Raw genomic sequence first — 26,630 nt, forward strand, 5'->3', positions numbered from 1 at the left:
TGAATAAATTGTTTGATAAAAGTAAGAAAATAGTTGAACCATTGATGCTTTTATGGGGTAAAAGGTTAATATTGAGAACCGAAATTTTAAACTCTTGCATGCATGCTTCAAGTTACAGCGTTGGTTAAAAAATACGACAAGCAAAATGCCGTCAACAACATTACTTTTTCCTTGGAAGGTGGTGAAGTAGTCGGGCTTTTAGGACCCAATGGGGCTGGGAAAAGCACGACCATGAAATGCATCGTTGGTTTACTTCGCAAAACTGCCGGGGAAATAACCATCGGAGGTCATGACCATCTTTCGGTTGAAGCCAAGAAATTATTTTCATATATTCCTGAAACTCCACATGTCTACGATTTATTGACTACTTGGGAGCATCTACAATTTATCGCACAAGCCTACAACGTGCCTAATTGGAAAGAAAAAGCCGAACATTGGATGGAGGTATATGAATTGATTGATAAAAAAGACAAGTTGGGCAGAGATCTTTCCAAAGGAATGAGACAAAAAGTATCCATTTGCTGCGCTCTACTCCCAGAACCACAAATCCTGTTTTTTGATGAGCCTATGATAGGATTGGATCCTAAGGCTATCAAAAACACCAAACGGGTTTTCAAAGAACTCAAAGAAAGTGGAAAAACCATTCTGGTAAGTACCCATTTGATCGACTCTGTTGAGACCATAGCAGACCGCATCATGATTATGAAAGATGGCAATATCATAGGTAATGATACCTTAGCAAACTTAAAAACAACCTTTAGCCAAACGGAAGATTCCAGCTTAGAAGACTTATTTTTAGAACTGACCAAAGATGAATGAGATAAAATTACTCCTTCGTAAGGACTGGTTTATTGTTATTAACAATATTAAGTTGATTTTAAAAAACCCAGCTCGATTACTCCCTTATGCATTGATCCTAGGATACTTCAGCTTTTTTTACCTCAATCGGGGCAGTAGAAATTCTTCCATGAACTCTGGTGACCTAGACCAGGTAACTGATCAACTTTCAGAAATCGATTACGGATACATTGCAATATCTGGAGGCTTTACGCTACTGGCATTATTATTCCTAATGTTCCAATTATATAATGCAACGAAAAAGAATATCAGCTTTTTCAGCATGGCGGATGTCAACCTTTTATTTACTGGTCCGGTTGTTCCATCTAATATCCTTTTGTATTATATGGTCAGGTCTATTATTCCTGCCTTGGGTGGATCCATATTATTTATAGTCTACAGTACAGCGCAACTCAATGATTTCATTGAACTAACTGCGGGAAATATCTTGATCACATCTTTAGGGATCACCTTCTTTTTCTTTATTTTATCCCCCATTAAGTTTTTAATATACACACTGAATACAAAGTACCACATTCTACCGACTATTAAAGGAGTAATTTTTGGCTTAGGGTTAATTTTAGCCCTCATGATCATGATTCCTGGAATGATGGCTGAGGAATTCTGGAAAGGAATGTTTTTGTGGATTGGTTCTCCTTGGTTTGATTTCTTCCCCTTAGTAGGCTGGAGCAGAGCCATTACTACCTATTTGTTACACGAGAATTTATGGATGGTAGGAGGCTTTGTTTCATCGTATATTTTACTTTTTTTAATAATAGTCAATCAAGTAATTTACCACTCAGGTTACTATTACGAGGATGTTTTAGAGTCTACCAAATCCAACGAGCAGGTAAAAGAGCAGGCACAAAAACAGCAAGCTTCAGAGTCTGCTATGAGTTTGAATGCTAAAAAGAAATTGGACCTTAAAAATTTTGGAACAGGATCAACAGCCTTGTATTGGAGAAATTATGTACATGCCAGCAGGCAAGATTTCCACCCCTTATTTGGCCTATATGCCTTGATTTTTGCCGGAATTGGCCCAATCATGGCTATCCTATCCCATTTTGATTGGTTCTCACATAAAGTTATTTACGGTTATATGTTATTGATGATCGTGATGTACTTCTTTTCAGGAATGGGGAGAACCAATATCGGAGATTTGAAAAAACCTTATTTTATTTTGATTCCTGCATCTTGGACCTCCAAATTCTGGAATATGATCCGGCTGGATTTGATCCAAACACTTTTATTTGCTCTAGGGCTGATTATCCCAACTGTACTCATAGCACAACTGAGTTGGGGCTTGATTATCATCTTCCCGCTACTACTAGGAATGTATTATATCACAGGATTTTCTATTGCCCTCGTCACACATGTAGGTTTTGATGAAGGTTGGGACAGAAAACTTGTGCGTCCATTGATTATAGGTGGTGTAGTTCTTTTTGGAGTATTACCTTCTATTGGAGTAGGATTCTTCACTTACCTCATCAGCAGCCAAACTGTTTATGGTATGTTGGGAATGGCTATCGGTATGAGCTTGGTTACTGGTATTATGATCCATCTAACCTATGACATCATTTCCAAGGTAGAGTTTAAAGAGGCATAAATCGATGAATGCTATAAAAACCTGATTTTTATCAGTTTCTAGCGGGATTTTCATCAGTTAATTCATGCTCAATTTCCTCCAAATTTGTAGGAAATACTGATGAACCTATGGCTAATCCTTCGATTGATTTAATTCAAAAATACAACGTCCCTGCACCTCGCTACACTTCTTACCCTACGGTGCCCTTATGGGCAGATGATCTAAGTCCTAAAAGCTGGAAGGGTTTTGTGCAAAAGGCTTATGATAGCTTTGGTGAGGTGGACGGTATTACGTTATACATTCACCTGCCATACTGCGAAAGTCTATGCACCTACTGTGGCTGCAACAAACGCATCACCAAAAACCATGCGGTAGAGATTCCCTATATCACCTCCATCATGAATGAGTGGGATGCTTACCTTAATTTGCTTGGGGAGCAACCCAAACTGAAAGGAATCCATTTGGGGGGAGGCACACCAACCTTTTTCTCACCTGAGTCCCTTCAGGAAATGCTTAGCTTTATCATCAATAGCAGCCTTCCGATGGACGATGCAGAATTCAGTTTTGAAGGGCATCCCAACAATACGACGAGAGAACATTTACAGGTGTTGTATGACCTTGGATTTAGACGGGTGAGTTATGGTATTCAAGACTTCAATGAAGATGTGCAAAAAGCTATCCACAGAATTCAACCTTTTGAACGAGTTAAAGAAGCGACGGATGTAGCCCGTGAGATTGGCTATACTTCTGTGAACTTTGATTTGATTTATGGCTTACCCCATCAGACAGCAGAGACCATCGCTGCCACTTTTGAAAAAGTAGCCGAACTGATGCCAGATAGGATCGCATTTTATAGCTATGCCCACTTACCAACCTCATTCCCCGCACAAAAAAGCTTTGAGCAATTCCTTCCAAAGGAATCTGAAAAGCGAAGCTTGTACGAAAAAGGAAAAGAAATTTTAGCAGGTATGGGTTATCTGGAAATCGGCATGGACCATTTTGCCTTGCCACAAGATCCACTACATATCGCCAAATTGACCAAAACCTTGCATAGGAACTTTATGGGCTACACTACTTCACCGTCTCGAATTTTGATCGGATTGGGAAATAGCTCCATCTCTGATGTGTACTATGCCTATGCGCAGAATGTCAAGGAAATCGAGCTATACAAAGAACAAATAGCTTCCGGTCATTTTGCCATCAGTAAAGGGCATTGCATGAGTTCAGAAGACATCGACAACAGAAATCTGATTTTACAATTGATATGCAATCAGCAAGCCACCTGGAATTTTTGTTATTACTCGCTCTTAGGAAAGAGAAACTGGGAAAAGCTCAAAACCTTTAAAGAGGAAGGTCTGATTGAGTTTGATGCCACTGGCATCGAGGTACTCCCCGCAGGTTCGCCCTATTTGCGCAATATCTGTATGGTGTTTGATTTACGAATGCAAGCAAGAAACCAAGAAAGATTCAGCTTTAGTAAAGCAATTTGACAGTTCAACCCAGCCTAACCAACCAAAAAGCCCTGAGAGATTGGGGCTTTTTTCTTGATAACCATCAGACCCCATATGGAAGAATTGGTAAACTAGCATTGAAAAAGACATTTGAAAGAAAACAACCTATGCTTTCAAATCCTACAGTAATATTGGTTTAAAACCAGTGAATATAGTTTTATTTACAGGTATACCCAAGGAAGCTTTTCTTATAATTAACCTATCAACGCTCCACAAATACCAGTACCAATCAGGAAATAAATCCCGGCAGCAATAAATAATTTCTTCGCACTTTCTGGTCTAGACTTTAGTCTTGACAAACCAATCAAAACCATAAGGATTGCCGGACCAAGGTAAATGAGGAGTATTCCGATCACTAATAACCATATTTCATCCATCTGTCTAAAAGCTACTAATGTGTGTTTTAAGTTTTTCTAAGTACGCTTGCTTGTCATCCCGATAAAAAAGATTCATTGTCTCAAATGGAATGATTTTATTGTCTTTATTGACAATGTGAACACATGACTTTTTGATTGCCCTCACGTCAAAATTGTAGGCATCTACAAATTGCATAATGATAATTCTGAAAAGATTGTCATAGCTCAGATTTGGTGCTTCCACAAATGGTAAGCAACAGAGTAGACTATGCAATTTGGATGATGCTTTCTCCGTGGATGTCCCCGTGCTAAATATTTCGAACATTTTTTGGTGTAGATCTTCGTCTTGCTCATACACAATGGTGTTTTTTCCATTATCCAGCAAGTCTGCGGGATTGATGTATCTAGTAAGGGGAATATGATTTCCTCCCAATTTCAAAACATACCCCATGACCAAGGCATCAGGATTACAAGGTACGGGAATCAAATCATCAGAAGTAAAGAGTTCTGTCTGTTCCAGTATTTTCCTACGGACTTCTGTAAGCGTAATTCTGTCTGTTTCATGATTGAAATTATCAAGCCTTCCCGCTATTTGTGTGGGTTGAAAAGTCACCCCTCTTACACACGTTTGTTGAAGTGCATAGTCAATTATTTCACCTATTTCATCGTCATTAAGCCCCTTTTGCAAGGTAACTACGAGTGTGGTTGCGAGATTTAATTCATTGAGATGTTGTATAGCCTTCTCTCTGATTTTTCTCAAATTGGCTCCACGCAATGAAACCAATGCCTCCTTTCTAAATGAGTCAAATTGCAAATAAATTTCAAAATCAGGAGAATAGCTTTTTAATCGCTTGGCAAACTCCATGTCTTTTGCAATCTCAATACCGTTTGTATTGACCATTAAATGTTTGATGGGCAATGATTTAGCATAGTCAAGGATTTCAAAAAACTGGGGATGAAGTGTAGGCTCGCCACCGCTTAATTGAACTACATCCGGTTCTTTTTCATTTTCGACAATGGTATCAAGCATGGCTTTGACCTCTTCAAGTGTCCTATGCCTGCCATAATTGGGCGACGAACCGGCATAACAAGTTGGGCAAGTTAAATTGCATCGGTCGGTAATCTCAATGATGGTAAGACAAGAATGTTGTTCATGGTCTGGACAAAGCCCACAATCGTACGGACAGCCATAATGAGTTTTTGTATTGAATTTGTAAGGAGTTTCTGACGGCTTGTTGTAGTTCCTGATATTTTTGTAATAGGCTGCATCGTCTGCAATCAGCACCTTTGAATTGCCATGTTCAGGACATCTTTTCAGCATGAAGACATTGTTATCTTCAAAAACAATTTTAGCATCAATGCGCTTCAAACAAATAGGACACAAACTGATTGTGTAATCGTAATAGGTGTATTTTCTAGTAGGCATTTTTTACTATTTTTTTTAGCGTAGGTGCATAATATATCCAACAAATGACACAAAGCCATTGAATGCTGCTCAATCCCAACACATGAAAAACATTGGGTTTGATGAACTCAATTAGAAAGCGAAAACCAAAGTACGATATCATAAAGAGTTTAAAAAGCAGTCCACTTTCTTGGCTTATAAAGTAGTTGATTTTCTTCAAACCGATAAAGAGTAATATCAAAAATATGATTTCATACATTGCTATCGGATGCCTTGACAATCCATCACCTAGATCCATTCCGGTGATAAAATGGGTTTCAGTCCCATAAGTAAATTCATTAATCCCCGTCAAAAAACACCCGATTCGTCCAATGATGATTCCTAGGATAATTGGGTATGTGAACAGATCTCCTGAAGATTGTTGCTCATGAATGATCTTTTTGGTGAGCTCAACACCGAGTAATCCTCCAAATAGCCCTCCCATGATGGTTTTTGTATTTAGTAATTGAAGTAAATTGTTTGGAGAGAAGGTAATCATTGGATTTTCTAAAAAACCAACGAGTCTTGAACCTATGAAAGCTCCCAAAATTGCTCCGAGGATAATTGAAAGCCTGTTTCCATTTGAAATGGGGTCGATTGATTGCTTACGCAAGCGAACATAGTACCTGTAGGCTGTAAAGAATGCGAGGTATTCTAAGATAAGGTGGATATTGATTTTTGTCCCAAAAACGGTCGGCTCAAATGGTATGGTCAATGTCTTGTCTCTTCATAAACTTTTGACTAATGTAAGCTAATTCCGTCTATATTTTTTGACCCCCGAAAAAATAAAATTAGTTAATACGGTGATTTTTTTTTCCTTGGGCTATACCCTAGCCGATTGCTGATTTTCTATATACCTCTCCATCACATCAATTTCCGTCAGGTATACCAAAAAGCTTTCATACCTACGATTCAATCTCCATGACATACAGTCATCTCTGTCACCGTACCATCCGACTTTACAACAGGTGGCTTAGGACTCCATTGATTCCCAACACCTAAACCACGGACGATAAACAAGATACCGATAAACATCGCAAAGTAAGGGACACTTCGCACGAAGCGCTCGCGCCACACTAAGGGCAAAATCTTACCTGAAAGCATGACTGCAAGCAACATAGGAATCGTGCCTATTCCAAAAAAGAACATATACAAAGCCCCTTCCAAAGGACTTTGCAGAGCCAAAGAGGCAATCAATGCAATATACACCATGCCACATGGCAGTAATCCATTAAGCAAACCCGATGCAAAAAAAGCTTGAGTCCCTCCCCTTTTCAGAAAAAAACCAAGCTTAGATTTCAATTGATTGACCAAACCAAACAAACCTGATTGGGTAATAAAACGCTCTGAACGCTTATAAAAAAATGCCATCGCTAGTATAAGTATCCCCATACCGATGGATATCCACTGCTGGATTCCTGCCAAAGCGAGAGAGAAGCCAACCAGACCAATTACTGCGCCGAGGACAGCATAGGTTAATGTCCTTCCTATATTGTAGATGATTTTATTGGCAATAAACCGGGAGTTATCCTTGGCAGATACAGCCAAAGCTATGGGTCCACACATACCTAAGCAGTGAAATGACCCAAAGAATCCCAGTAAAAATGCCGTCCAAATCATCAGATAGTAATTTTTTTCTCGAGGTAATAGGAAGTTTCATCCTCCACCCAAGTCATTTTGATCTTCCAGTAGCCAGGCTTCAACTCGCTTAAATTGATCGCATTGACCTCTAGATCCTGAATTTCAAATTCCAACTTCTGATCCAAGCGCGCATCCGAAGGTCTGAACAGATGAAGCGTGCCTTTGGCTCCTTTGGGTAAATTCAATTCTATCAAGCGTCGCTGGGCATCAAAAGCCAAAGCTTCATAGTCCAGCATACTCGCATTGACCATTTTATCAATCTGATCTTGATACTTGATCTCTTCCTCGTAATAGTTTTGTGTAACTAAGTGTATGTCATCCTGACGCACACAAATCACCACCATGCTGATAATTATCCCAGCAAAAGCAGTTAATGTTAAAATGATTCCTTTTCCCCAGTCCATTGGTGTAGTGCTTTAGTGATTAGTGATTGGTTGATTAGTGATTGAAGGTCCACGGTCCACTGTCGACAGTTAACGGTTTCGGTGGTGGTTTAAATACGATTATTCTTTTTTACTTCCTGAATCCCTACTTTGTACTTGGTACTTGGTACATTTAAGTGATTGAAGGTCCACGGTCCACTGTCGACAGTTAACGGTTTAGTTAGTGAACAGTGAGTAGTTAACAGTGAGCAGTTTGTGTTCATAATTCAAAATTCAGCGTTCATTATTCGATATTTTGAGATCTCCCTTTTAATATGCAATCTCCTTAGAGGATTACAAATCCTCATTATTCCTCCCCATTCGAGATTACAAATCTTGAACAGCTCTTTATTTAAAGGTCCACAGTCCATATGATACACGAATCGAGTCTTATGACTAGTGTCTTGTATCTTATCTCTCCTACATGAATCCCTACTTGGTACTTGGTACATTACAGTGATTAGTTAATTAAGTGAGTAGTAATCAGTGAAGATACTGCCTCGAGTCTACGACATAGAATCTTGATTTGGCTCTTGTTTCTTGTTTCTTGTCTCTAAACTCTCGCTTCTCGCTTCTAGTCTCTAAACTCTCGTCTCTCGCTTCTAGGATCTCACCTCACCGGTGCCACAAAGCTCGTCTTGATCTTATCAATGACTTCTCCATTCTGAAGCAATAGCAATACTACATCTTCCTGATTTTTACTGATCAGTTGTTGATCTTTGACTAGGAAGAACCTACCTTCAAACTTCGCCTGACCATCTAAGTGCCAGTTTTGATCGCCGATTACTTCCACTTGGAAGCCTTCATTTTCGGTTTTGAAGGATACATCTTGTCCTTTAAATGTTTTATTGATGAATGTGACTTCGTACAAATTACTTACCTGACCACCTTCTCTTTCCTGATAGGTCATTCCTCTAAATCGGGTTACCGTGGCATCCAAGTCAGCGCGTGTAGCCAATAAGGTGACGAATGCAGCCACAAGAACAACCAGCATTCCACTGTAAGCCATTACTCTTGGCGTAATCAGCTTTTGTGTTTTTTCTATAACGCTATTATCGGAGGCATAGCGAATCAGGCCTGTAGGTCTATCTACTTTCACCATGACTTCATCGCACACATCGATACAAGCGGTACAATTGACACATTCCATCTGTACGCCATTACGGATATCTATTCCAGTGGGACATACCTGCACACAAAGCCCACAGTCAATGCAGTCTCCTTTAGGTTTTTCCTCCACTACATTTTTCCTGATCATTCCTCTTGGCTCGCCTCTCACATGGTCATAGGTTACATTAATGGAGTTGGCATCCAGCAATACTCCCTGTAAACGTCCATAAGGACAGACTACAATGCATGCCTGCTCTCTAAACCACGAAAAGACAAACAAGAAAACACCCGTGAATGCCATCAAACCAATAAATCCAGCCATGTGTTCGGTGGGAGGCTGCGTTACAATTGCTTTCACCTGATCAATCCCAATCAAATACGCCATAACCGTATGGGAAATTAACAAGGAGATCAGTGTGAAAATGGTCATCTTTAATCCCTTCTTCCGTATCTTTTCCCCATTCCATGGCATTTCATCCAGCTTCCGCTGCTGATTGGCATCCCCTTCTATCCAGTATTCGATTTTACGGAAGACCATCTCCAAAAAGAGTGTTTGCGGGCAGGCCCATCCACAAAAGACACGACCAAAAACAGCGGTAAAAAGAATAATGAATACGAAGAAGATCAACAACAGGAAAATCAATATATGGGTATCCTGGGGCCAAAAGGCAGCTCCAAAAATGATGAACTTCCGCTCAAATATATTGAATAGCATATATGGTCGTCCATCAACTTTGATAAATGGACCCACAAAGAGAATAGCAAGCAATACCCAAGAAAGATAGGTTCTCCAACGATAAAACTTACCGCTGACTTTTTTGGGGTAGATCCAATTACGCTTCCCCTCGGCACTGACCGTGCCCAAAGAATCTCTGAATTTTTCAGGATCTAGATTGGGATTAATTTTGCTCATGATAAACGTGGTGTTTAAATTGTCTCAGTTGTGGTGTGATGGGACAATTGTATCCCGATGGTCTGAAAGACCATCGGGAAATTATCTGACTTACAATGCTTCAGCTATAGCCTCTTCAGCAACCGCTTCCGAAGACTCATCTTCTTCCGCTTCCGGTATATATTTTTCACCTTGAGGCTCCTTCGGATTTGCCGGAGTAGTACCTACTAGGGTCTTGATATAACTGGAAACTTGTTGCATTTCTTCGGGGCTCAACTGATCATCCCAAGGAATCATCCCTTTCGCTGGGACACCATATTTCACAATTCGGAAAATATCATTGATACTTCCACCATGAATCCAATACTCATCCGTAAAGTTAGGACCAACACCTCCACCTCCATCTTGAGCATGGCAGGCAGCACAGTTCATGTCATAGATACTTTTACCTGCTGCCAGAGCTGATGCACTTTGATCAAACTCTACATTGAATTCATCAATCAAATTCAATAAAGTAGCTTGATATGCTTCAATTTTGATGGCTGCTATACGCTGCTCTTCTGCATATTCTTCCAGTTGGGTTTTGCCCAGACCTAATACGGAATAGTAAACAAAGTAGCCTATACCAAATGCGATGGTAATGTAGAACACATTCGCCAACCAAGGTGGCATGTGATTATCCAGTTCGACGATACCATCATAGGAGTGGTCCAACATCAATTCTTTCTCCTCTTTACTTCCTACAGGTTTCATTCTGCCGACGATATAGTTCAATTTGAACTCATCCCACCAGCTTGGCTGTGCTGCTAATTCAGGATTTTCTTTCTTGAATACAGCTACCATGAAGCTCATCAAGTAGATCATCAGCAAAAGCAATAAGATAATCACGAAGAGTACCACTCCAAGGATAATCAATATGGTTACTTGACTACTGTCGAGGTCTTGAAGACCGCTCACCCAACCGATATCACTAGTTTGGGCAAATCCTGGTAGGGTCATGAACATCCCTATCAGTAGTAATAGTAAGACTTTAAACTTTTTCATAGCCGCTGTTCTTTTCTGGTTTATCACTGAAAGGCATGTCTTTCATGTAATTGATATATTTTTTATCAGTCGTAATCACCCAGATAAACATCCCCACAAAGAAGATCACAAAGATCAATAAAGAGATGATAGGGTAGATTTCTATATGCTCAATAGAATTTAAAATATCCTTTTTCATAACTCAGAGAATTAAGGGTTAGAAGCTGTTGTCTTTTTGATATCTGTACCCAAGCGCTGCAAGTAGGCAATCAAAGCCACCATTTCAGACTCTGGCATGACTGAAATTCCTGACTCCTTCAGGTTTTTAACAATTCCATCCGCCTGAACCATCAAATCTGCATTTGCTTGATATTCGTAATCATCAGGGTAAGGAACACCCAATTTTCTAAGTGTAGTGATTTTGGCAGGAACTACCGAATGATCCATCAGATTATCCGCCATCCAAGGATACGGAGGCATCAAGGAACCTGGAGACATACTGGTAGGATCTACCATATGGTTATAATGCCAGCTATCAGGGTATTTCCCTCCCACTCTATGTAAATCTGGTCCTGTTCGCTTAGAGCCCCATAAGAATGGCCTATCATAAACAAATTCACCTGCTTTGGAGTACTCACCGTAACGCTCTGTTTCCGAACGGAATGGACGGATCATCTGAGAGTGACAGCCCACGCAACCATGAGAAATGTATAAGTCTCTTCCTTGCAATTCTAATGGCGTATAGGGTTCTACAGTAGCGATTGTCGGTACATTCGACTTCACCAAAATGGTTGGGATAATTTCTACCGCACCACCAATCAAGATGGCAACAGTAGCCAAAACAGTAAAGAAAACTGGTTTTCTTTCCCATGCTCTATGCCAAAACTCTCCATCGTGTGCTACATGTGGCTTCAATGCAGGAGCTTCATCAGCTTCCTCTGCCATAAATGTTCCTTGCTTGGCTGTTTTCACCATGTTATACACCATCAGGAAGGCACCAGACAAATAAAGTAGCCCACCAAATGCTCTCAACATATACATAGGTACAATCTGAATGACAGTCTGAAGGAAGTTAGGATAAGCCAAACGACCTGCTTCTGTAAACTCTTTCCACATTAAAGACTGAGTCAATGCTGCTACGTACATGGGAAGTGCATAGAATATAATACCCAAGGTACCTAACCAGAAGTGTGTAGTGGCCAATTTAGTTGAATACAAGTTAGTCTTCCACATCTTTGGCCATAACCAATACAACATGGCAAAGGTGAAGAAACCGTTCCAACCCAAACCACCAATGTGCACGTGTGCTACGATCCAGTCAGTATAGTGAGCAATAGCGTTTACGTTTTTCAAGGAAAGCATTGGGCCTTCAAAGGTTGCCATACCATAAGCGGTCACAGCTACCACCATAAATTTCAACACAGGATCTACACGTACTTTATCCCATGCACCTCTAAGGGTAAGCAAACCGTTCACCATACCACCCCAAGATGGAGCAATCAACATCACGGAGAATACTACCCCTAATACTTGCGCCCACTCTGGGAGTGAGGTATATAATAAGTGGTGAGGACCTGCCCAGATGTATAAGAAAATCAGAGACCAGAAGTGCACAATGGATAGTTTGTAAGAATAAACAGGTCTATTGGCTGCTTTTGGTAGGTAATAATACATCAATCCAAGGAAAGGTGTGGTTAAGAAAAATGCCACAGCATTGTGACCATACCACCATTGAACCAAGGCATCTTGAACCCCTGCATATGCAGAGTAACTTTTAAAGAAACTAACAGGTAATGCCAGAGAATTGAAAATATGAAGTACCGCAACAGTGACGAATGAGGCTAGGTAAAACCAAATAGCCACATACATATGTTTTTCTCTTCTCTTAATAAGTGTACCAATCATGTTAGCACCAAAAGCTACCCATACTACTGCAATCAATATATCAATTGGCCACTCCAATTCTGCATACTCTTTAGAGGATGTGATCCCAAGAGGAAGCGTGATTGCAGCCAATAAGATAATTAATTGCCAGCCCCAAAAGTGGAACCAGCTAAGGGCTTTATTCCACATGGGTGCCTTTAATAATCTAGGCATAGAATAATAGATCCCTGCAAAAATTGCATTCCCCACAAAGGCAAAGATCACCGCATTGGTGTGCAATGGTCTGATCCTACCAAATGTGGTGTAGGGATTTCCTAGGTTAGCCTCGGGTAAAAACAGCTGGGTTGCAGCTAGTACCCCGACCAACATCCCGACGATACCCCAAGCAATGGTGGCTACGCCGAAGTACTTAACAATCTTGTTATCGTACTTAAACTGTTCTAGAGTTGTTCCTGACATACGTTACTTCTTTTTTGTTGATGGTACTTGTTTATCTTTTTTGTTTGGTTGATTTTCGAATAATATCCGAATGGCAGGAGTATGACTATCGTCAAACTGTCCCCCCTTCATCGCTTTGAAAAAGAGAAAAAGGAAAGTCCCTGCAAGGATTAGACTGATGGCAATGAGTACAAAGATTACTTCCATACTTACCAGATTTGAGGTTTAAGCCCACGTTTGTAGGCCAAATAATTGGTCGTCACAGTGGTAAACACCACCACTGAAATACTGGAGATGGGCATCAAAATCGCACAGAATACAGGGCTGACCAAGCCTTGCACAGCGAAGAATACTCCAAATGCGTTATAAGTAAAGCTCAGTCCAAAACTGGCTTTGATGATATTTCTACTGGTTTTGGCAAATTGCAAGAAGCGAGGTAACTTTTGTACCATGGCAGCATCCATAATGGCATCAGAAGCAGGAGAAAAATTAGTAATACGATCCGTTAAGGCTATCCCCACCTGACTTTCTTTCAAGGCCCCTGCATCATTCAACCCATCACCCACCATCAAAGTCTGAACGCCAGACTGATTAAGGTTTTTGATATACGCTAGCTTATCCTTAGGACTTTGATTGAAATTCATCAATACATCCTGACCAAAGGTTTCTTGAAGGTTATCGCGCTCATGATCTTGATCACCGGAAAGTAAGTGTACAGAAGCATGTCCTTGGATTTCCTCTACCACTTCGGCAATTCCTTCTCTCAATCCAGAGAGAATGAAAAAATATCCAAGCACCTGCTCTTCAATAGCCAAGAAGACCAAGTTCCCGCCTGAAGGAAGTTTTTCCATAGTAGCTCCAACGAATGTCGCCGAGCCTAATCGGATGCTTTGTCCTTTGTAGGTAGCTTCCAATCCCTTTCCAGGGATTTCCAAAACCTGTGGAAGTGTAAATGTTTGTACTCCCTCTAACCAAGAATTGATGCGATTACTCAAGGCATGAGTGGATTGAGTAACCATTCCTTTGATCAAAGACTTGGTTTCCTCAGATAATGCCTCTCCTTTATAAGTCACAGAAGCTCTAGCAGGATCTGTAAGTGTCCCTGTTTTATCAAACACGACTGTATCTACTCTTGCCAATCGCTCGATTACCTGTGCATTTTTCAAATAAAACTTCCCTTGTCCAAATACCCGCAATGTATTCCCCAAGGTAAATGGAGTAGACATAGCCAATGCACAAGGGCAAGTAATGATCAATACAGAGGTGAATGCAAGCACAGCAGTAGAAACCTGTCCAGCATAAGCCCAATAGGCAAAAGCTAAGATGGCTATGAAAATGACAGTGAATGTAAATTTCCCTGATATACGGTTAGCTAAGGAAGCTAAATCCTGCATTTTATCTTTTTCGAAGCTTTCATTATTCCACAAGTCTGTCAGATATCCTTGAGAAGGAGACTTCTGCACAGTCAATGTCAAGGCATTTCCTTTTTGTCTTCCACCTGCATAGATGAGCTCGCCTTTTTGCTTAGCCACAGGCACTTCCTCGCCCGTCACAAAACTATAATCTATATAGGCCTCTCCCTCCAACAAAATGCTATCTGCGGGAATCAATTCCTCGTTGCGAACCTTGATAATATCTCCCACCTGAAGCTTGATCAATGGAATGACTTCTTCTCTATCGCGCACCACCTTGGTTACAGCAATTGGAAAGTAAGACTTATAATCTCTATCAAATGAAAGGGTATCGTAGGTCTTTTGCTGATAGTATTTACCTATCAACAAGAAAAATAAGAGACCTCCTAAGGTATCCATATACCCTTCATTGCCCAATGCGAAAATATCAAAGAGGCTATAACCAAAAAGTGTCACAATCCCAATGGCAATGGGTACATCCATATTGACCGCTTGATTACGGATGGAAAGCCATGCAGATCGATAGTAATCAGTAGCAGCATAGAAAAAGACTGGTAAGGCCAAAAACACATTCAAATAATTGAAGGTCTTTTTAAAACCATCTCCCAATAACTCGGCCTCTGCAAAATACTCCGGAAGCGAAAACAACATCATGTTACCGAAGCAAAAACCAGCAACGGCTAATTTCTTGATCAGGTTTTTATCCGAAATCTCTGGTTTCTTCTTGTCAGAATCAGCCAAATTAATGGAGGGCTCATAGCCGATTCTAGAAAGCAACTGCACCAATTCTTTCAGACTGATTTGTTGCTGATGATATTTTACCTGAACTTTTTTCTTGATAAAATCTACCCGACCAGAAATTACACCTGTATGTAGCTTATGCAAGTTTTCTAGCAACCAAATACATGAGGCACAGTGGATAAGGGGAATAAAAAAAGTAATATGAATTTCGTCTTCATTTTTGAAATCCACCAATTTATTGATGATATCCTGATCGTCTAAATAGTCAAATCGATTGTCTTTTCCTTGCTTGGCCTTTTGACTGATACCTGGGGTTTCGGCAATGTCATAGTAACTGCATAACTCATTTTCAGAAAGCACTTCATATACCAATTTACAGCCCGAACAGCAAAATTCTTTCCCATCAAAATGGAGAATTTCTTCCTTGCACGCTTCGCCACAATGAAAACAGGCTTGATATTCGGTAATCGGCTTCACTGGTACTGGGTTACTCATTTTTCCTAATTTACAAATTATTCTATTGAATATATGACCGATGTCATATTTTTTTATCAAAACGAGAGATAAAATGCCAAACGATCATACCACATACCACCCTTGTAAAAGTGAAAAAGTACTTTAGCTAAGTCCGTCTGATAGTTTTTAGTTGTCACCAATAATGTACACTGATGTTTCACTGCATAAGACCAAAAGTCTCCAATCCTAGAGAAATTAAATTTGATAAATGAGGTTTCGTCAGTAGCCGCAGTCACCAATTGTACGATTTCTTGTTCTTCCCTCAACTTAGATTTTGGAATAAAAGAAGGGGAGATAATGGTCGCTTTGCTGTTCTTAATAGTATGTTCAAATAAGGAAATAAAATTTCGGATCAATTTGGCAGATGCAGGGGTGCCGTCGTAGTGAAAAAGTAAGCGGTCCATTGATAAATGTTTATCGTATAGTAGGACTGGAACATGACAAGGATCTTCTTCCAATGCCTTAGGATGGTCATGTTGATGTAACCAATCCAAAACTTCTGGTAGATGAACCGTGAATAAAGTAGGTTCTTGATGCGGGCTACAAGCCAAAGACTCCCCATCTGACAATAGATGTTCTGAAAAACCCGCAGGCAACTTGTCACAGTAGTGTGTAGAGACGATATCCTCTGGCACTACAAATCTTAACTTATGATCCACTTTTCCCTGCATAACCAAAATATTTCTTACAAATCTAAAGGCTATGCTTCTGAGAGAAGGTGACATTGAGAAGGTCAAAACATGATTAATATCATGTTTTGAATTCGAATAAAAATGCTAATAAAAAATTTCAAAGCAAATCTTATGAAGGAGATGGAATGGGCAATCTCAACTAAAACAATGCGGTCACTTGCATACGCCCAATATGAACTAATCTATTGAGGCCTTGCGAGTTTCTCCCCTCATACACCACATTCATCTGGAGTCCCTCCCCTATTTTTTGTAACCAATTGAAGGTCCAAGTCACATTATTTCCTGGAGTCAAGGCCTGCAACATCTCATAACCCGCTGGTGTATTGGGCTGTCCATTATAATCAATGTACACATATTTCACATTGGTATTGATGGTGGTTTTGATGGCTTTTGCGTAGCGTAAGTCTAGTGATACTTCATTTAATCTAGATCGCTCATTGATTTCCACATTGGCCAAATTTTCTTTAAAGGTATATTGGTACATCATAGTGGTCCGGAAAAAGGTATTGGGCTGCCAAGCAAATTCTGGCCCAATTGCACGCTGGGCAATATTGAAACTTCGGTTTTCCAAAAAATCAGAATCCGCAATCCTTACCCCGCTCACGAGCAGCATCCTTGCATTAAACTGCTGTCCAAAGCTTGTCCGGGTGTTTAGTCGCAAATCCTGCTGTTTCAAATCATCGAAACCTCCAGCCAATAACTGCTTATTTTGACTATCAAAGATGGAGAAGTCAAAACCATACTTTGCAGAAGCTCTATTGAAGAAAAAACTAGATCTAATCACCTGTCTCACTGAAATCAAATCCTCCTGTGCAAAAGCTCCCACAAAGGGATTAATTCTATCCCAAAAACCATCAGAAGTAATCTTTTTTTCTATACTTACACTGGTAGTATTCGAAAACTTTTGGGCAAACTTTTTCAAGCCCTGCTCTTTTCTCCAAGCATCTGGAAATTTGGCATTGACACGATAGTTAAATATGGTGGTGTATGCTTGAACAAATTCGGTCGTGGGAACAAAGATTTTGATAAAGTTCTTTTCCTCGGGGTTGATCGCAATAAAAAATTCATTCAACTGCTGTATCCCATCCCCATTATCATCTCGCCATGTATGTGTACCCTCTCCAGTAGGCACTGGCAGAAAAATAAATTCTCTCCGAAACTCCCGTCCATTCCCCAAAGCATAGCTTAATTCATTCCGAATATTCCCCTTCCAAAAATTACCCAAGTAATCTATTTTACCCAACACGGTGGTCTCTCGCTCATTTTCCAATCGCAAAAACGCCAACTCCCTATAGGTAAACGTTGCACTGACATCATGTGTACCAAAACGCCTCTTCAGCCCAAACATAGTTTGAATTGCCTCAGTATCCGCCTCAAGCGCGCCTGCTACAGGAAACTTATCTTCTCTCATAGAAGCATTTATAAAAAATGAATAAGCCAAAGAATCATTGCTCTTGAGGTACACCAAATGCTCACGAAAATTCATCGCTGTACTGATCACCGAGTCAGTTTCCACATTTCTGACGGCATTTTCATCCAACATAAATCGGTAACCAGGAACAAGTACTTTGGAACGATAGCTAATATCTCCAGTATAGCGCAACCAACTGGAATTGAGGTCTCGGATATCTGAATCCAAGTAAAAGAAGTCATTTTTCATTACCAAGCGAGACCCAATTTCCTGATTCCAAGTCGCTAGGTGTTGGAATCCCGATTGGATCGCTCCCCTATTCCTCCAATTGAGCCGGTATTTCATGATATTATTGGCATCTTTTGAGAGGCCAACCTCTGTATTAAAAATCCGTTCGTGTCCCGACAGCAACATATCCTCAGGAGACAAACTCCAATCTCTATCAAATTCAATGAAGCGCAATCGGTCTATAAAACTAAAATGAGCAGAATTGTACTCAAATTCTGTCAGTGAACTGAATCGATACCCTTTGAGCTTCTCCAAAGGTCTATTTTCCGAAAGAATACCCGATTTGATACCCATCCCTCTATTTTCCTCATTATCTATGGCAGAAAAAAGGTTTCGATCCGAATTAGAAACAGCTACTTCTGTATATACTTGCTCATAAGGGCTCAACTTGTACCGAGACCCAACTGTAAACATCTGATTTTTATTAGGTGCAGGCATGGGTGAAACGATTGAAAAATTCCCCTGAGATACCCCGTCTATCGGCGGACGGAATGCAAAAACTTGTCCATTGGCCAGTTGTTGTTCCCGTACATAATCCCCATTGCCTTGACCGACTTCCGAGAAGCTAATAGCAAAGAATGCCTCTTCAGGATTGGTTGAATACTCAAAAAAGACCAAAGGGTTTCCCTGATTATCTACACTTTGCACTCGTCGATATAAAATCCTATTGGGGTCAAATGCAACAGAATCAATTCTCGGCACAACAGCATCTTGTACATTATTACCCACGGAAGCTAAGAGTCTGCGCTCATTTTCCGTAAAATCGAAAAATAAGGGTCTATTTCTATTATCCTGCTCCCGATAGAAATTCATATAGAAAGAGAGCTTATCCGTCTCCTGAATATGATTTACTGCCAATATAGATCGCTGAAAGTTCCGCTCCGCAAACTCATAATCAATCCGAACACGTGAATATTTTGTAATCAAAACTTTGGGAGTGAAGGTAATTTCACCCTGATTGTAATCAATCACATAATCATAATTAAATCCCCTCTGCAACTGTACCCCATCCAAAAATACTCGCTCAGAATTGGCCATAATAATTACAAACCGCTCATTTCCGGGGCCTTGGATTCGATAGGGACCAAGCGTTCCTTCCTGTATTTCCAATTCTATAGAGGCAAACCTCCCTTTGGCTACAGAGGCTGCTGCTTGGGTAGATGCTTTCCATTTGTCTCCTACATTGTATTGCGTAGTGATTTGCACACCTTGCACGTTTTTGTAGTAGCGAAGAAATTCAGATTTCCGCTGTTGCAAGACAACATCACCTGCTGCGAGGTTAAACTGATCATTGTATAACTCTACAAGCACATTATCAAAATCCTGTAATTGCTGGGTATTCCCTTCTGGCTGAAAAGGTACATTTTGATCCGAAATACTCGCTCGAATATTGAGATTTTCTGCCAGTTCCCCACTCATTTGCAGATTTAGGGAGGAGTTAACAAAGAGGTTTTGAGTATTCCCAAAAGAGACTCCTCTTGTCAGATTACCGGATTTGGTCAAATTGGAGGATGAAAATAACTCTTCCCTGAAATCAAAAGTAGGAATAGCAGCCACTCTTCTATCCCTGAATTGAGCCATGGAATCATAATCCGTCATCAGTGTCCTCCTTGCAAAGCTTTGATGAAAAGCGATGGGAAAAGTGCGGTAACAAAAATTTAATGAATCTGGCATAGACGGTTCCAGGCTCACTTGAATCCTGCCTGTTTTCAAATCATAGCTGAATTCAAAAGACTTTCCTGATTGGTCCCTAACCTGTATACTTTCTTCAAGTACAGAGAGACTATCCAAAAGAAAAGCTTGTCTAAACACCTCCTGAGAAAACCATTTACAGGTTTGTTCCTGGGCCATACTTGCCGCGGTACTCAGCACAAGCAATAGGATACAAAAGAAAAACCTTAAATGAATCATGAATACAGGATTAGTATTCCCTAAGTTACAATTTTTGACTAATAGCTCGCATGGGAACAGTTATTGGCTTTGAATAAGAGGAAACTTGAGAAAGAAGGTACTACCTTCACCTTCGACTGTCTCAAACCAAATTTCACCTCCAGCAGTTTCTGCACCACGCTTTGCAATAGCCAAACCTAACCCAGATCCCTCGGATTTGGTGCTGAAATTTGGAATAAAAATCTTATTTCTCAGCGTTTCCGGAATCCCTTTCCCATTGTCCTTGACAGCAAGAATAGCACAGGATTCTTCCAGGTAAAGACGCAGTTGGATCACCGGTTTCTTTCTTCCTTCGACTGCTTGAATCCCATTGATGATCAAGTTTGAAATGATTCGTCCAAATAATTGATCATCACCTCTGACGTTAATCGTTTGCAGATTGGTTTCGTCTGAGAATCGAATCATTCCCTTATCACGGGACTTAAAAAGTTCAATTGCATCCGCTACCACCTTTTTGAAGTCCATTACCTCATTTTTTGGTAAAGGCATTTTGGCAAAGGTTGAAAAAGATGTGGCAATATCGCTTAGGGTATCCACCTGATGAATCAGCGTTTCAATCGGACGCTTGAGCATGGATGGGTCATCTATTTTATTCTCCACCTGCAATCGCAACAAATGCTGTAAGGTTAGTTTCATTGGAGTCAGAGGATTTTTAATCTCATGGGCTACCTGCTTGGCCATTTCTCTCCATGCAGTCTCTTTCTCCGTTTCCGAAAGTACCTTTTTACTTTCCTCCAGCTTGAAAAGCATATTATTATACTCATTCACCAATAAGCCAATCTCATCTCGAGTGGGCCAATACATGGGTTCGTTATCCTCCAATCCTGTCATTTTTAATTTTTGTGTCAACAACTTGAAAGGATTGGTAATCTGTTTGGAAACAAAATAGGATACAAACAAAAAGAGAATAAAAACCAGCACAAAGATATTGACGATATTACTCAATACATCTGCAATCAAGCGATCTAACTCCTCCTCACTTTCAAAAAAAGGAACAGCAATAATCGCTTGTATCCGTTCACCATCTGAACTTCTAATAGCGGCATACACCGTCTTGAAGTTTAACTTCCCTACACTTTCATACAATAAGGCAATATTATTTTCCTTTTCTACTATCTCAATAATTGCCCTAGGGTTGATTTTTCTGGAGATAATCCGCTTGTCAAAAATCGTTGGTTGAGAACTATATAACATACCCCCTGATGCTGCATACACATTGATTTCTGTGTTAGAAGTAGCTGAAAGACTATTAACAGCCTCTGGAAATTCATCTCTAAAACCTATACCAGCATCCTGTCGCTCTAAAATTGTAGTCAAATTATCCCTAAGAATGGTTACTTTTTCCAGATATTGCCTGTCTAGTTCCTCTTGATAAGAGTTGGATAGCAAGCCAATGATAATAATGGAGATAATCAGGATGGGGAAAAAGAAAGCGAAATTGAGATACATCTGAAGCTTAGTAGCAAAATTAAACTCAAATCGTCCAAAGCCCAGAATAAAGGCATTGACCAACATGCTTATCAAGGTCAAAATGATAAAAAAGATAAACAGGAGTGAAATATCTGCAAATATGTAATATATTGGGTAAATAGGAGAAGACACAATCACGGTCTTCACTCCATCTTGTACTCCAATGTGGTGATATCCTTTTCTGTAAATCCCCCTGCCAAATAATTCAGGTTCTTGCCAAAACGTTTCCAATGAAGCCATCCTGTAATTAAACACCCCCACTGTATACTGCAACTCATCCTCCACAAGTACGGCATAATCATAGGACTGCTCATTGTAAAAATTAGAATAACGGTTATCCAACAATAACTTGGGAAATACTGCACTTGGCAACACCCTTAACTGCTGCATCTCTAGAAAGACTGTGCCCAATAGATTCCCCTCCCTATACAAGGGGACAAATACCGCATAAAGCTTGCTTAAAACATCTCCACTGGTAATACTTGGCATATACAAATCACGTACTGGGGTAGCATAATCACTTTTCACATAGGCCAACCGGAGGTCTTGAAGAGTAGTGGCATCTTCTCTGTTCAATATGTTATCACCATTGGTATTGAAAACCTTAATTTTTATAGCATATTGATCAAAGTAATTGGGTAAATGAATTCTTCTGATTTTTCGTTCGATTCCCTCCTTTGGTTGGAAAGGGTCATTGATGGCAGACTTGATAAATAGGTCTTGACGGATCTTATCCATCACATCCGTGAGAAGAAACTCAGCCATGAGGTCATTTTCCAATAATTGTTGTGTTCCAAATCTCTCTTTACTTTCTATTTCCCGCTCCAAATACACCTCATAAGAAGCAATGCCTGTGATCAATGCGGCGATAAAGCAACCAAAAAAGAATGTTAAAAAAGTAGATAAACCAATGCGCTCTACATTTTTAAATAATTGAAAGCCTATCACAGGTCCCAAAAACATGATATGAACCCCAACAATTATTGCCCAAATCCAATTTACCCAAATCAACGCAACACCAAGTGGAAGAAAAAGAATAAATAGAACCTGTAGGGCTTGCTTTTTTTCTATAGAGCTATCACCCAATATAACTTTTAAGCCAAAAAGGTTGAACAGCAAGTAAACAGAGCCTCCAAAAAAAATAATCAGTAGCGACAATCCTTTAAATAAATCAAAAGAAGGCAGACTAAGAATATTCAGCTCCCACTGGGAATTGGTAAGAATATTGACATACAGACTATAAAACAACACCAATAAACCAAAGGAAAGGATATAAGCAAAAATTAGTTTCAACCAATAGGAAAACTTAGCCTTAGACATCAATACCAAAAAATGAAAATCAGGAAAGGCCAGAACCCGAAGCACCATTCCAAATACCAACATCACTGAGAGCATATTGAGTAACAAATCCCCTAAGCTAGGATTGAACCAAGAGGATGCATACTGCACCGAGTCAAACAAAGCAAAATCAAAATACTCCTTGGGAAAGCTCAGGGCCAACATCGACGCTCTTACTATGACCAATATCAAAATGGTATAAGCAATAGCTCTCCAATGCTGTCCTTTGCTCCAAAGGGAACGAACTAAATCAACAGACAGAATTGCTATTAAACCAAGTAGAGAAAAGAAGAATATCAATACTGGAATATTTCTAGACTCCCCTATAGATTGGTAATTTTCCAAAAAGGATACGTAAAATAAGGGTTCTCCTTTAGTTCCTAAAATGGGAATACCCCGATCACTTTGCTCACTAACAATAACAAAATCACCAGAGCCAAATAAGTCTTCATTATAGCCAGAAGGCAAATACTCATTTTGCACCACTGAATTGAGAATCAAAGGATAGACCTGAAGTAATCGATATGAGCGGTTATTCCTGGTAAAACGTCGTAGTTTGCTAAAAAACACTCCTTCCCTTGTTTCAAGAATATAAGGGTTTACACTACCCTGAACACTTTCATAATCCGGGATAAATAGGAAATCTGACCAAAAGATCAATTCTCCTGTTTCGGAATAAACAAAATACGGATGATTGGAATCAATATAGAGACTCGTGAAGTCCATATCATCCTCTGGACGGTTTTTCATGAGAATATCAATGAAATCCGAATCAAAGGAGGACTCAATCATTTGGATTTTTTCAGAAATCGGGAGTGCATAGCGCTTTTCCGGATCAGAAGAAGAAAAATCAACCAAAAACACAAATACCAACCCTATCACTACAAGAGCAAAGGTGACTAATAATGGTTTGGTTCGTGTATTCATGGATTAAAAGTAAAAAAGCAAAGTTTAGATTCAAACTTTGCTTTCTCTTTTAAAATTTATCACCGTGAAAAACGAATTTGGTTTTCCGCTGTTTTGCGTTTTTATACCAGAGATACCCTATGATCATAGCAATAGTATAAGGCGCTGCCAACAAGTAAAGGATACCTTTATTTAAACCTGCGCCTATGGAGGTATCACCATTACTAACGTTTATTTCTACCGTTGCTCTACACATAGCACACTGCGCATAGGCAGGCAACTGAATCAATAAAAAACCTACGGCCAATAAAATCACTCTTTGCAAACGCTTCATACTTCCATCAATTAAAAGGTGTAATAAGGACTTATCATTAGATACACCAAAACACCCGTTACGGTTACATATAACCAAATGGGATATGCAAATTTAACAATTTTTTTATGCTGTGCACGCTTATCCATGTAGCCATAGTAGTATGCTAGGAGAATAGGAAACAATGCTACAGCTGCAAGAATGATATGTGAAATCAAAATAAAATAATAGACAGGTCTAATCCAACCTTCCCCACCAAAGGTAGTACTTTCGGCCGTGGCATGATAAATTACATAGGAGACCAAAAAAATCGCTCCTAGACCAAATGCACTAGTCATGGCAGTTCTATGCAATTGGACATTACCATTTTTGATAAATACCAAAGCCAAGACGAGGGCAAAAGTAGCCGCAGTATTGATAACTGCATTCAAATGGGGAAGGAAAAACACCCAATCAGAAGCTACATCTATCTTGGAAGGCATAAACAAGAGAATAGCTACCACTACAGGCACAGCTATTGCAATAACTGTAATCCACTTAAGGATACCTTTATCTTCGGATTCGAAGGTTAACTTATTTTCCATGTAACAGGATTTTTGTTTCTAATATTAATCGATCAACTTCTTCTCGGGTAGTCCCACTGTAATATCCTCTGATACGTCCAAATTCATCCACCAAGACGAATTTATCGCTATGAACAAAGTCATCTGGGACTCCATATCCATCAAAGGTAGGTAGTACAAACCCACAACGTGCAAGACTATAAATTTCTTCTTTATCTCCCGTAAGAAAATGCCATTTATGAGAAGCTAAGTGTTTTTGGGCATAGCTCTCTAAAACTTCCTGGGTGTCAAACTCAGGATCTATTGATATGGAGTAAATCTGAACATGAGGATTATCTTTAAAAGCATCATCCACTCGTTCCATTTCAGAAGACATCACTGGACAAATACTTGGACAGGAAGTAAAGAAGAAATCAACGATAGTGATTTTACCTTCCATTTCAAATCGGCCTACTTGCAAGCCTTTATTAGAGGTGAAAGTAAAATCAGGAATAATATGTTGAACCCCTTGTTGGTGGTCACATTCCATAAATAAATCATTTGGAATACCATCGACATAGAATACATCAATATCGTACTTATTGGATCCAAATGTTCGTAAGAATACAATGATAACAATAGGAATCAACAAGATACAGAGTAATACGAAGCCTTGTAATATGCGTAAACTTTTCATAAGTACTTTGAATGGTAAACAAAAAAATAGGTTAAAGTTCTCACCTTAACCTACTTTTTTTACAATTTTATTTAAATATTACCAACGAACCATGAAGACATCACTGCCCTCCCTAATCATTGCAATAACAAACCAAAGTAGGAAAATCAAAGGAACTACAATTGAGTAGAACAATGGTTTTGCCTCTTCACCCAAGTGCATAAAATCCATCATAATGTATTTAGCCTTCCAAATCGTCAAAGCAATGAAAAGCAAATAGAGAAATATACCTCTTGGAAGTGTGAAGGCGAAAACAAGCTCAATGGAAGTCAATACAAATAGAATTCCGGCCGTCTTCCACAGTTTTTTGATTTTTGCCTCATCTCGAGGGATTACAACCAATTTATTTTCTTGAGAAGCCATAATAGTTCAATTAATTAGGTTAGATCAAATAGAAGAAGGTGAATACGAATACCCAAACAAGGTCAACGAAGTGCCAGTACAATCCGATTTTTTCAACCATTTCGTAGTGACCTCTTCTTTCATACACTCCGACAGCTGCCTGATAGAAGGCCAAGAACAATAAGAATACACCTATGGTAACGTGGAAACCATGGAATCCGGTTATAAAGAAGAATAATTGTGCAAAGGCAGCGGGACCATATTCATTTACAGTTAAGTTAGCACCAAAAACGGTTTCAGTGACTACTTGCCCCATTTTATTCACGTAAGTTATTACCGAACCACCGTCAGTACCATGAATGAAGTGAGACCACTCCCAAGCCTGACAACCTAAGAAAGTAGCACCACCCAAAATTGTCCACAACAACCACTTTACAACATCATTTCTATCGTTTCTGTGACCTGCCTCTACCGCCAATACCATGGTGATAGATGACATGATCAAAATAAATGTCATCAAGGTTACAAATACCAATGGTAAATGCATACCATGAAAGAAAGGAAAAGCATCAAAAACTAAATCAGGTACTGGCCAATATTCATTCGATCCAACAAATCCATCAGCAGGACCAGCATACCCTGGATAACTGACTCTGATCGCTGCATAGGCAATCAAAAATGCGGCAAAAGTGAAGATATCGGAAAGTAAGAAAAACCACATCATGAGTTTTCCATAACTCGCTTTGAGAGGCTCATTACCTCCTCCCCAGATTCCTCTTTTTGGGCTTAACCCAACAGTAGTTGCAGTTGTCGACATATGTGTAAGTTAC

22 protein-coding genes are annotated in these 26,630 nt (G+C 39.7%); 3 read left to right on the forward strand and 19 right to left on the reverse strand.

What is annotated here, in order from left to right; genetic code table 11:
* Window positions 1-102: 102 nt before the first annotated feature.
* The 3 genes from ACXIUD_RS04630 (at window position 103) to hemN (ending at window position 3,912) form a co-directional block, all read left to right on the forward strand.
* Window positions 103-819, forward strand: coding sequence for an ABC transporter ATP-binding protein (locus ACXIUD_RS04630; RefSeq protein ID WP_458051447.1), 717 nt, complete (start codon window positions 103-105; stop codon window positions 817-819).
* Window positions 812-2,443 carry a putative ABC exporter domain-containing protein gene (locus tag ACXIUD_RS04635; protein ID WP_458051448.1) on the forward strand — a complete coding sequence of 544 codons (1,632 nt, stop codon included), beginning with the start codon at window positions 812-814 and terminating at the stop codon, window positions 2,441-2,443. The genes ACXIUD_RS04630 and ACXIUD_RS04635 overlap by 8 nt, the downstream gene beginning before the upstream one ends.
* Window positions 2,444-2,550: 107 nt before the next feature.
* Window positions 2,551-3,912 (forward strand): oxygen-independent coproporphyrinogen III oxidase, encoded by a 1,362-nt coding sequence (hemN, locus tag ACXIUD_RS04640; protein WP_458051449.1) that lies wholly within the window; start codon window positions 2,551-2,553, stop codon window positions 3,910-3,912.
* Window positions 3,913-4,127: 215 nt separating this feature from the next.
* On the opposite strand, the gene ACXIUD_RS04645 is transcribed toward hemN, so the two are convergent.
* The 19 genes from ACXIUD_RS04645 to ACXIUD_RS04735 all read right to left on the reverse strand — a co-directional run bounded on the left by ACXIUD_RS04645 (window position 4,128) and on the right by ACXIUD_RS04735 (window position 26,617).
* Window positions 4,128-4,310, reverse strand: a complete 183-nt coding sequence (locus tag ACXIUD_RS04645; RefSeq protein ID WP_458051450.1) for a hypothetical protein — start codon at window positions 4,308-4,310, stop codon at window positions 4,128-4,130.
* A 4-nt stretch (window positions 4,311-4,314) separates the two neighbouring features.
* Window positions 4,315-5,715: a radical SAM protein gene (locus tag ACXIUD_RS04650; RefSeq protein WP_458051451.1), complete on the reverse strand. Its 1,401-nt coding sequence runs from the start codon at window positions 5,713-5,715 to the stop codon at window positions 4,315-4,317.
* Window positions 5,705-6,448: a prolipoprotein diacylglyceryl transferase family protein gene (locus ACXIUD_RS04655; protein WP_458051452.1), complete on the reverse strand. Its 744-nt coding sequence runs from the start codon at window positions 6,446-6,448 to the stop codon at window positions 5,705-5,707. The genes ACXIUD_RS04650 and ACXIUD_RS04655 overlap by 11 nt, the downstream gene beginning before the upstream one ends.
* 197 nt (window positions 6,449-6,645) lie before the next feature.
* The gene (locus tag ACXIUD_RS04660) at window positions 6,646-7,353 is read right to left on the reverse strand and encodes a sulfite exporter TauE/SafE family protein (protein WP_458051453.1); all 708 of its coding nucleotides are present in this window, start codon (window positions 7,351-7,353) and stop codon (window positions 6,646-6,648) included.
* Entirely contained in the window at window positions 7,353-7,778 is a 426-nt protein-coding gene (locus tag ACXIUD_RS04665; protein WP_458051454.1) for a FixH family protein, read from the reverse strand. Before ACXIUD_RS04665 ends, ACXIUD_RS04660 begins: the two co-directional genes overlap by 1 nt.
* A 628-nt stretch (window positions 7,779-8,406) precedes the next feature.
* On the reverse strand, window positions 8,407-9,819 hold the full coding sequence (gene ccoG / locus ACXIUD_RS04670; protein ID WP_458051455.1) for a cytochrome c oxidase accessory protein CcoG: 1,413 nt from the start codon (window positions 9,817-9,819) through the stop codon (window positions 8,407-8,409).
* A gap of 90 nt (window positions 9,820-9,909) precedes the next feature.
* Window positions 9,910-10,842: a cbb3-type cytochrome c oxidase N-terminal domain-containing protein gene (locus tag ACXIUD_RS04675; RefSeq protein ID WP_458051456.1), complete on the reverse strand. Its 933-nt coding sequence runs from the start codon at window positions 10,840-10,842 to the stop codon at window positions 9,910-9,912.
* Window positions 10,829-11,020: a cbb3-type cytochrome c oxidase subunit 3 gene (locus ACXIUD_RS04680; RefSeq protein WP_189581407.1), complete on the reverse strand. Its 192-nt coding sequence runs from the start codon at window positions 11,018-11,020 to the stop codon at window positions 10,829-10,831. The genes ACXIUD_RS04675 and ACXIUD_RS04680 overlap by 14 nt, the downstream gene beginning before the upstream one ends.
* 11 nt (window positions 11,021-11,031) lie before the next feature.
* Window positions 11,032-13,164, reverse strand: a complete 2,133-nt coding sequence (gene ccoN, locus ACXIUD_RS04685; protein ID WP_458051457.1) for a cytochrome-c oxidase, cbb3-type subunit I — start codon at window positions 13,162-13,164, stop codon at window positions 11,032-11,034.
* Window positions 13,165-13,167: 3 nt separating this feature from the next.
* On the reverse strand, window positions 13,168-13,350 hold the full coding sequence (gene ccoS, locus ACXIUD_RS04690) for a cbb3-type cytochrome oxidase assembly protein CcoS (protein WP_458051458.1): 183 nt from the start codon (window positions 13,348-13,350) through the stop codon (window positions 13,168-13,170).
* Between the two features lie 2 nt (window positions 13,351-13,352).
* Window positions 13,353-15,791 (reverse strand): heavy metal translocating P-type ATPase, encoded by a 2,439-nt coding sequence (locus ACXIUD_RS04695; protein WP_458051459.1) that lies wholly within the window; start codon window positions 15,789-15,791, stop codon window positions 13,353-13,355.
* 56 nt (window positions 15,792-15,847) lie between these two features.
* Window positions 15,848-16,483: a hypothetical protein gene (locus ACXIUD_RS04700; protein ID WP_458051460.1), complete on the reverse strand. Its 636-nt coding sequence runs from the start codon at window positions 16,481-16,483 to the stop codon at window positions 15,848-15,850.
* Between the two features lie 160 nt (window positions 16,484-16,643).
* On the reverse strand, window positions 16,644-20,114 hold the full coding sequence (locus tag ACXIUD_RS04705; RefSeq protein ID WP_458051461.1) for a hypothetical protein: 3,471 nt from the start codon (window positions 20,112-20,114) through the stop codon (window positions 16,644-16,646).
* A gap of 60 nt (window positions 20,115-20,174) precedes the next feature.
* Window positions 20,175-23,888 (reverse strand): ATP-binding protein, encoded by a 3,714-nt coding sequence (locus tag ACXIUD_RS04710; protein WP_458051462.1) that lies wholly within the window; start codon window positions 23,886-23,888, stop codon window positions 20,175-20,177.
* 49 nt (window positions 23,889-23,937) lie between these two features.
* Window positions 23,938-24,201 carry a hypothetical protein gene (locus ACXIUD_RS04715; RefSeq protein ID WP_458051463.1) on the reverse strand — a complete coding sequence of 88 codons (264 nt, stop codon included), beginning with the start codon at window positions 24,199-24,201 and terminating at the stop codon, window positions 23,938-23,940.
* Between the two features lie 11 nt (window positions 24,202-24,212).
* Complete coding sequence (locus tag ACXIUD_RS04720) at window positions 24,213-24,764, reverse strand: DUF420 domain-containing protein (protein WP_458051464.1); 552 nt, start codon at window positions 24,762-24,764, stop codon at window positions 24,213-24,215.
* Window positions 24,754-25,419 carry an SCO family protein gene (locus ACXIUD_RS04725; protein WP_458051465.1) on the reverse strand — a complete coding sequence of 222 codons (666 nt, stop codon included), beginning with the start codon at window positions 25,417-25,419 and terminating at the stop codon, window positions 24,754-24,756. The genes ACXIUD_RS04720 and ACXIUD_RS04725 overlap by 11 nt, the downstream gene beginning before the upstream one ends.
* Before the next feature lie 78 nt (window positions 25,420-25,497).
* The gene (locus ACXIUD_RS04730; protein ID WP_458051466.1) at window positions 25,498-25,821 is read right to left on the reverse strand and encodes a cytochrome C oxidase subunit IV family protein; all 324 of its coding nucleotides are present in this window, start codon (window positions 25,819-25,821) and stop codon (window positions 25,498-25,500) included.
* 19 nt (window positions 25,822-25,840) lie between these two features.
* The gene (locus ACXIUD_RS04735; RefSeq protein WP_458051467.1) at window positions 25,841-26,617 is read right to left on the reverse strand and encodes a cytochrome c oxidase subunit 3; all 777 of its coding nucleotides are present in this window, start codon (window positions 26,615-26,617) and stop codon (window positions 25,841-25,843) included.
* Window positions 26,618-26,630 lie beyond the last annotated feature (13 nt).

The organism is Mongoliitalea sp., from assembly GCF_054166905.1.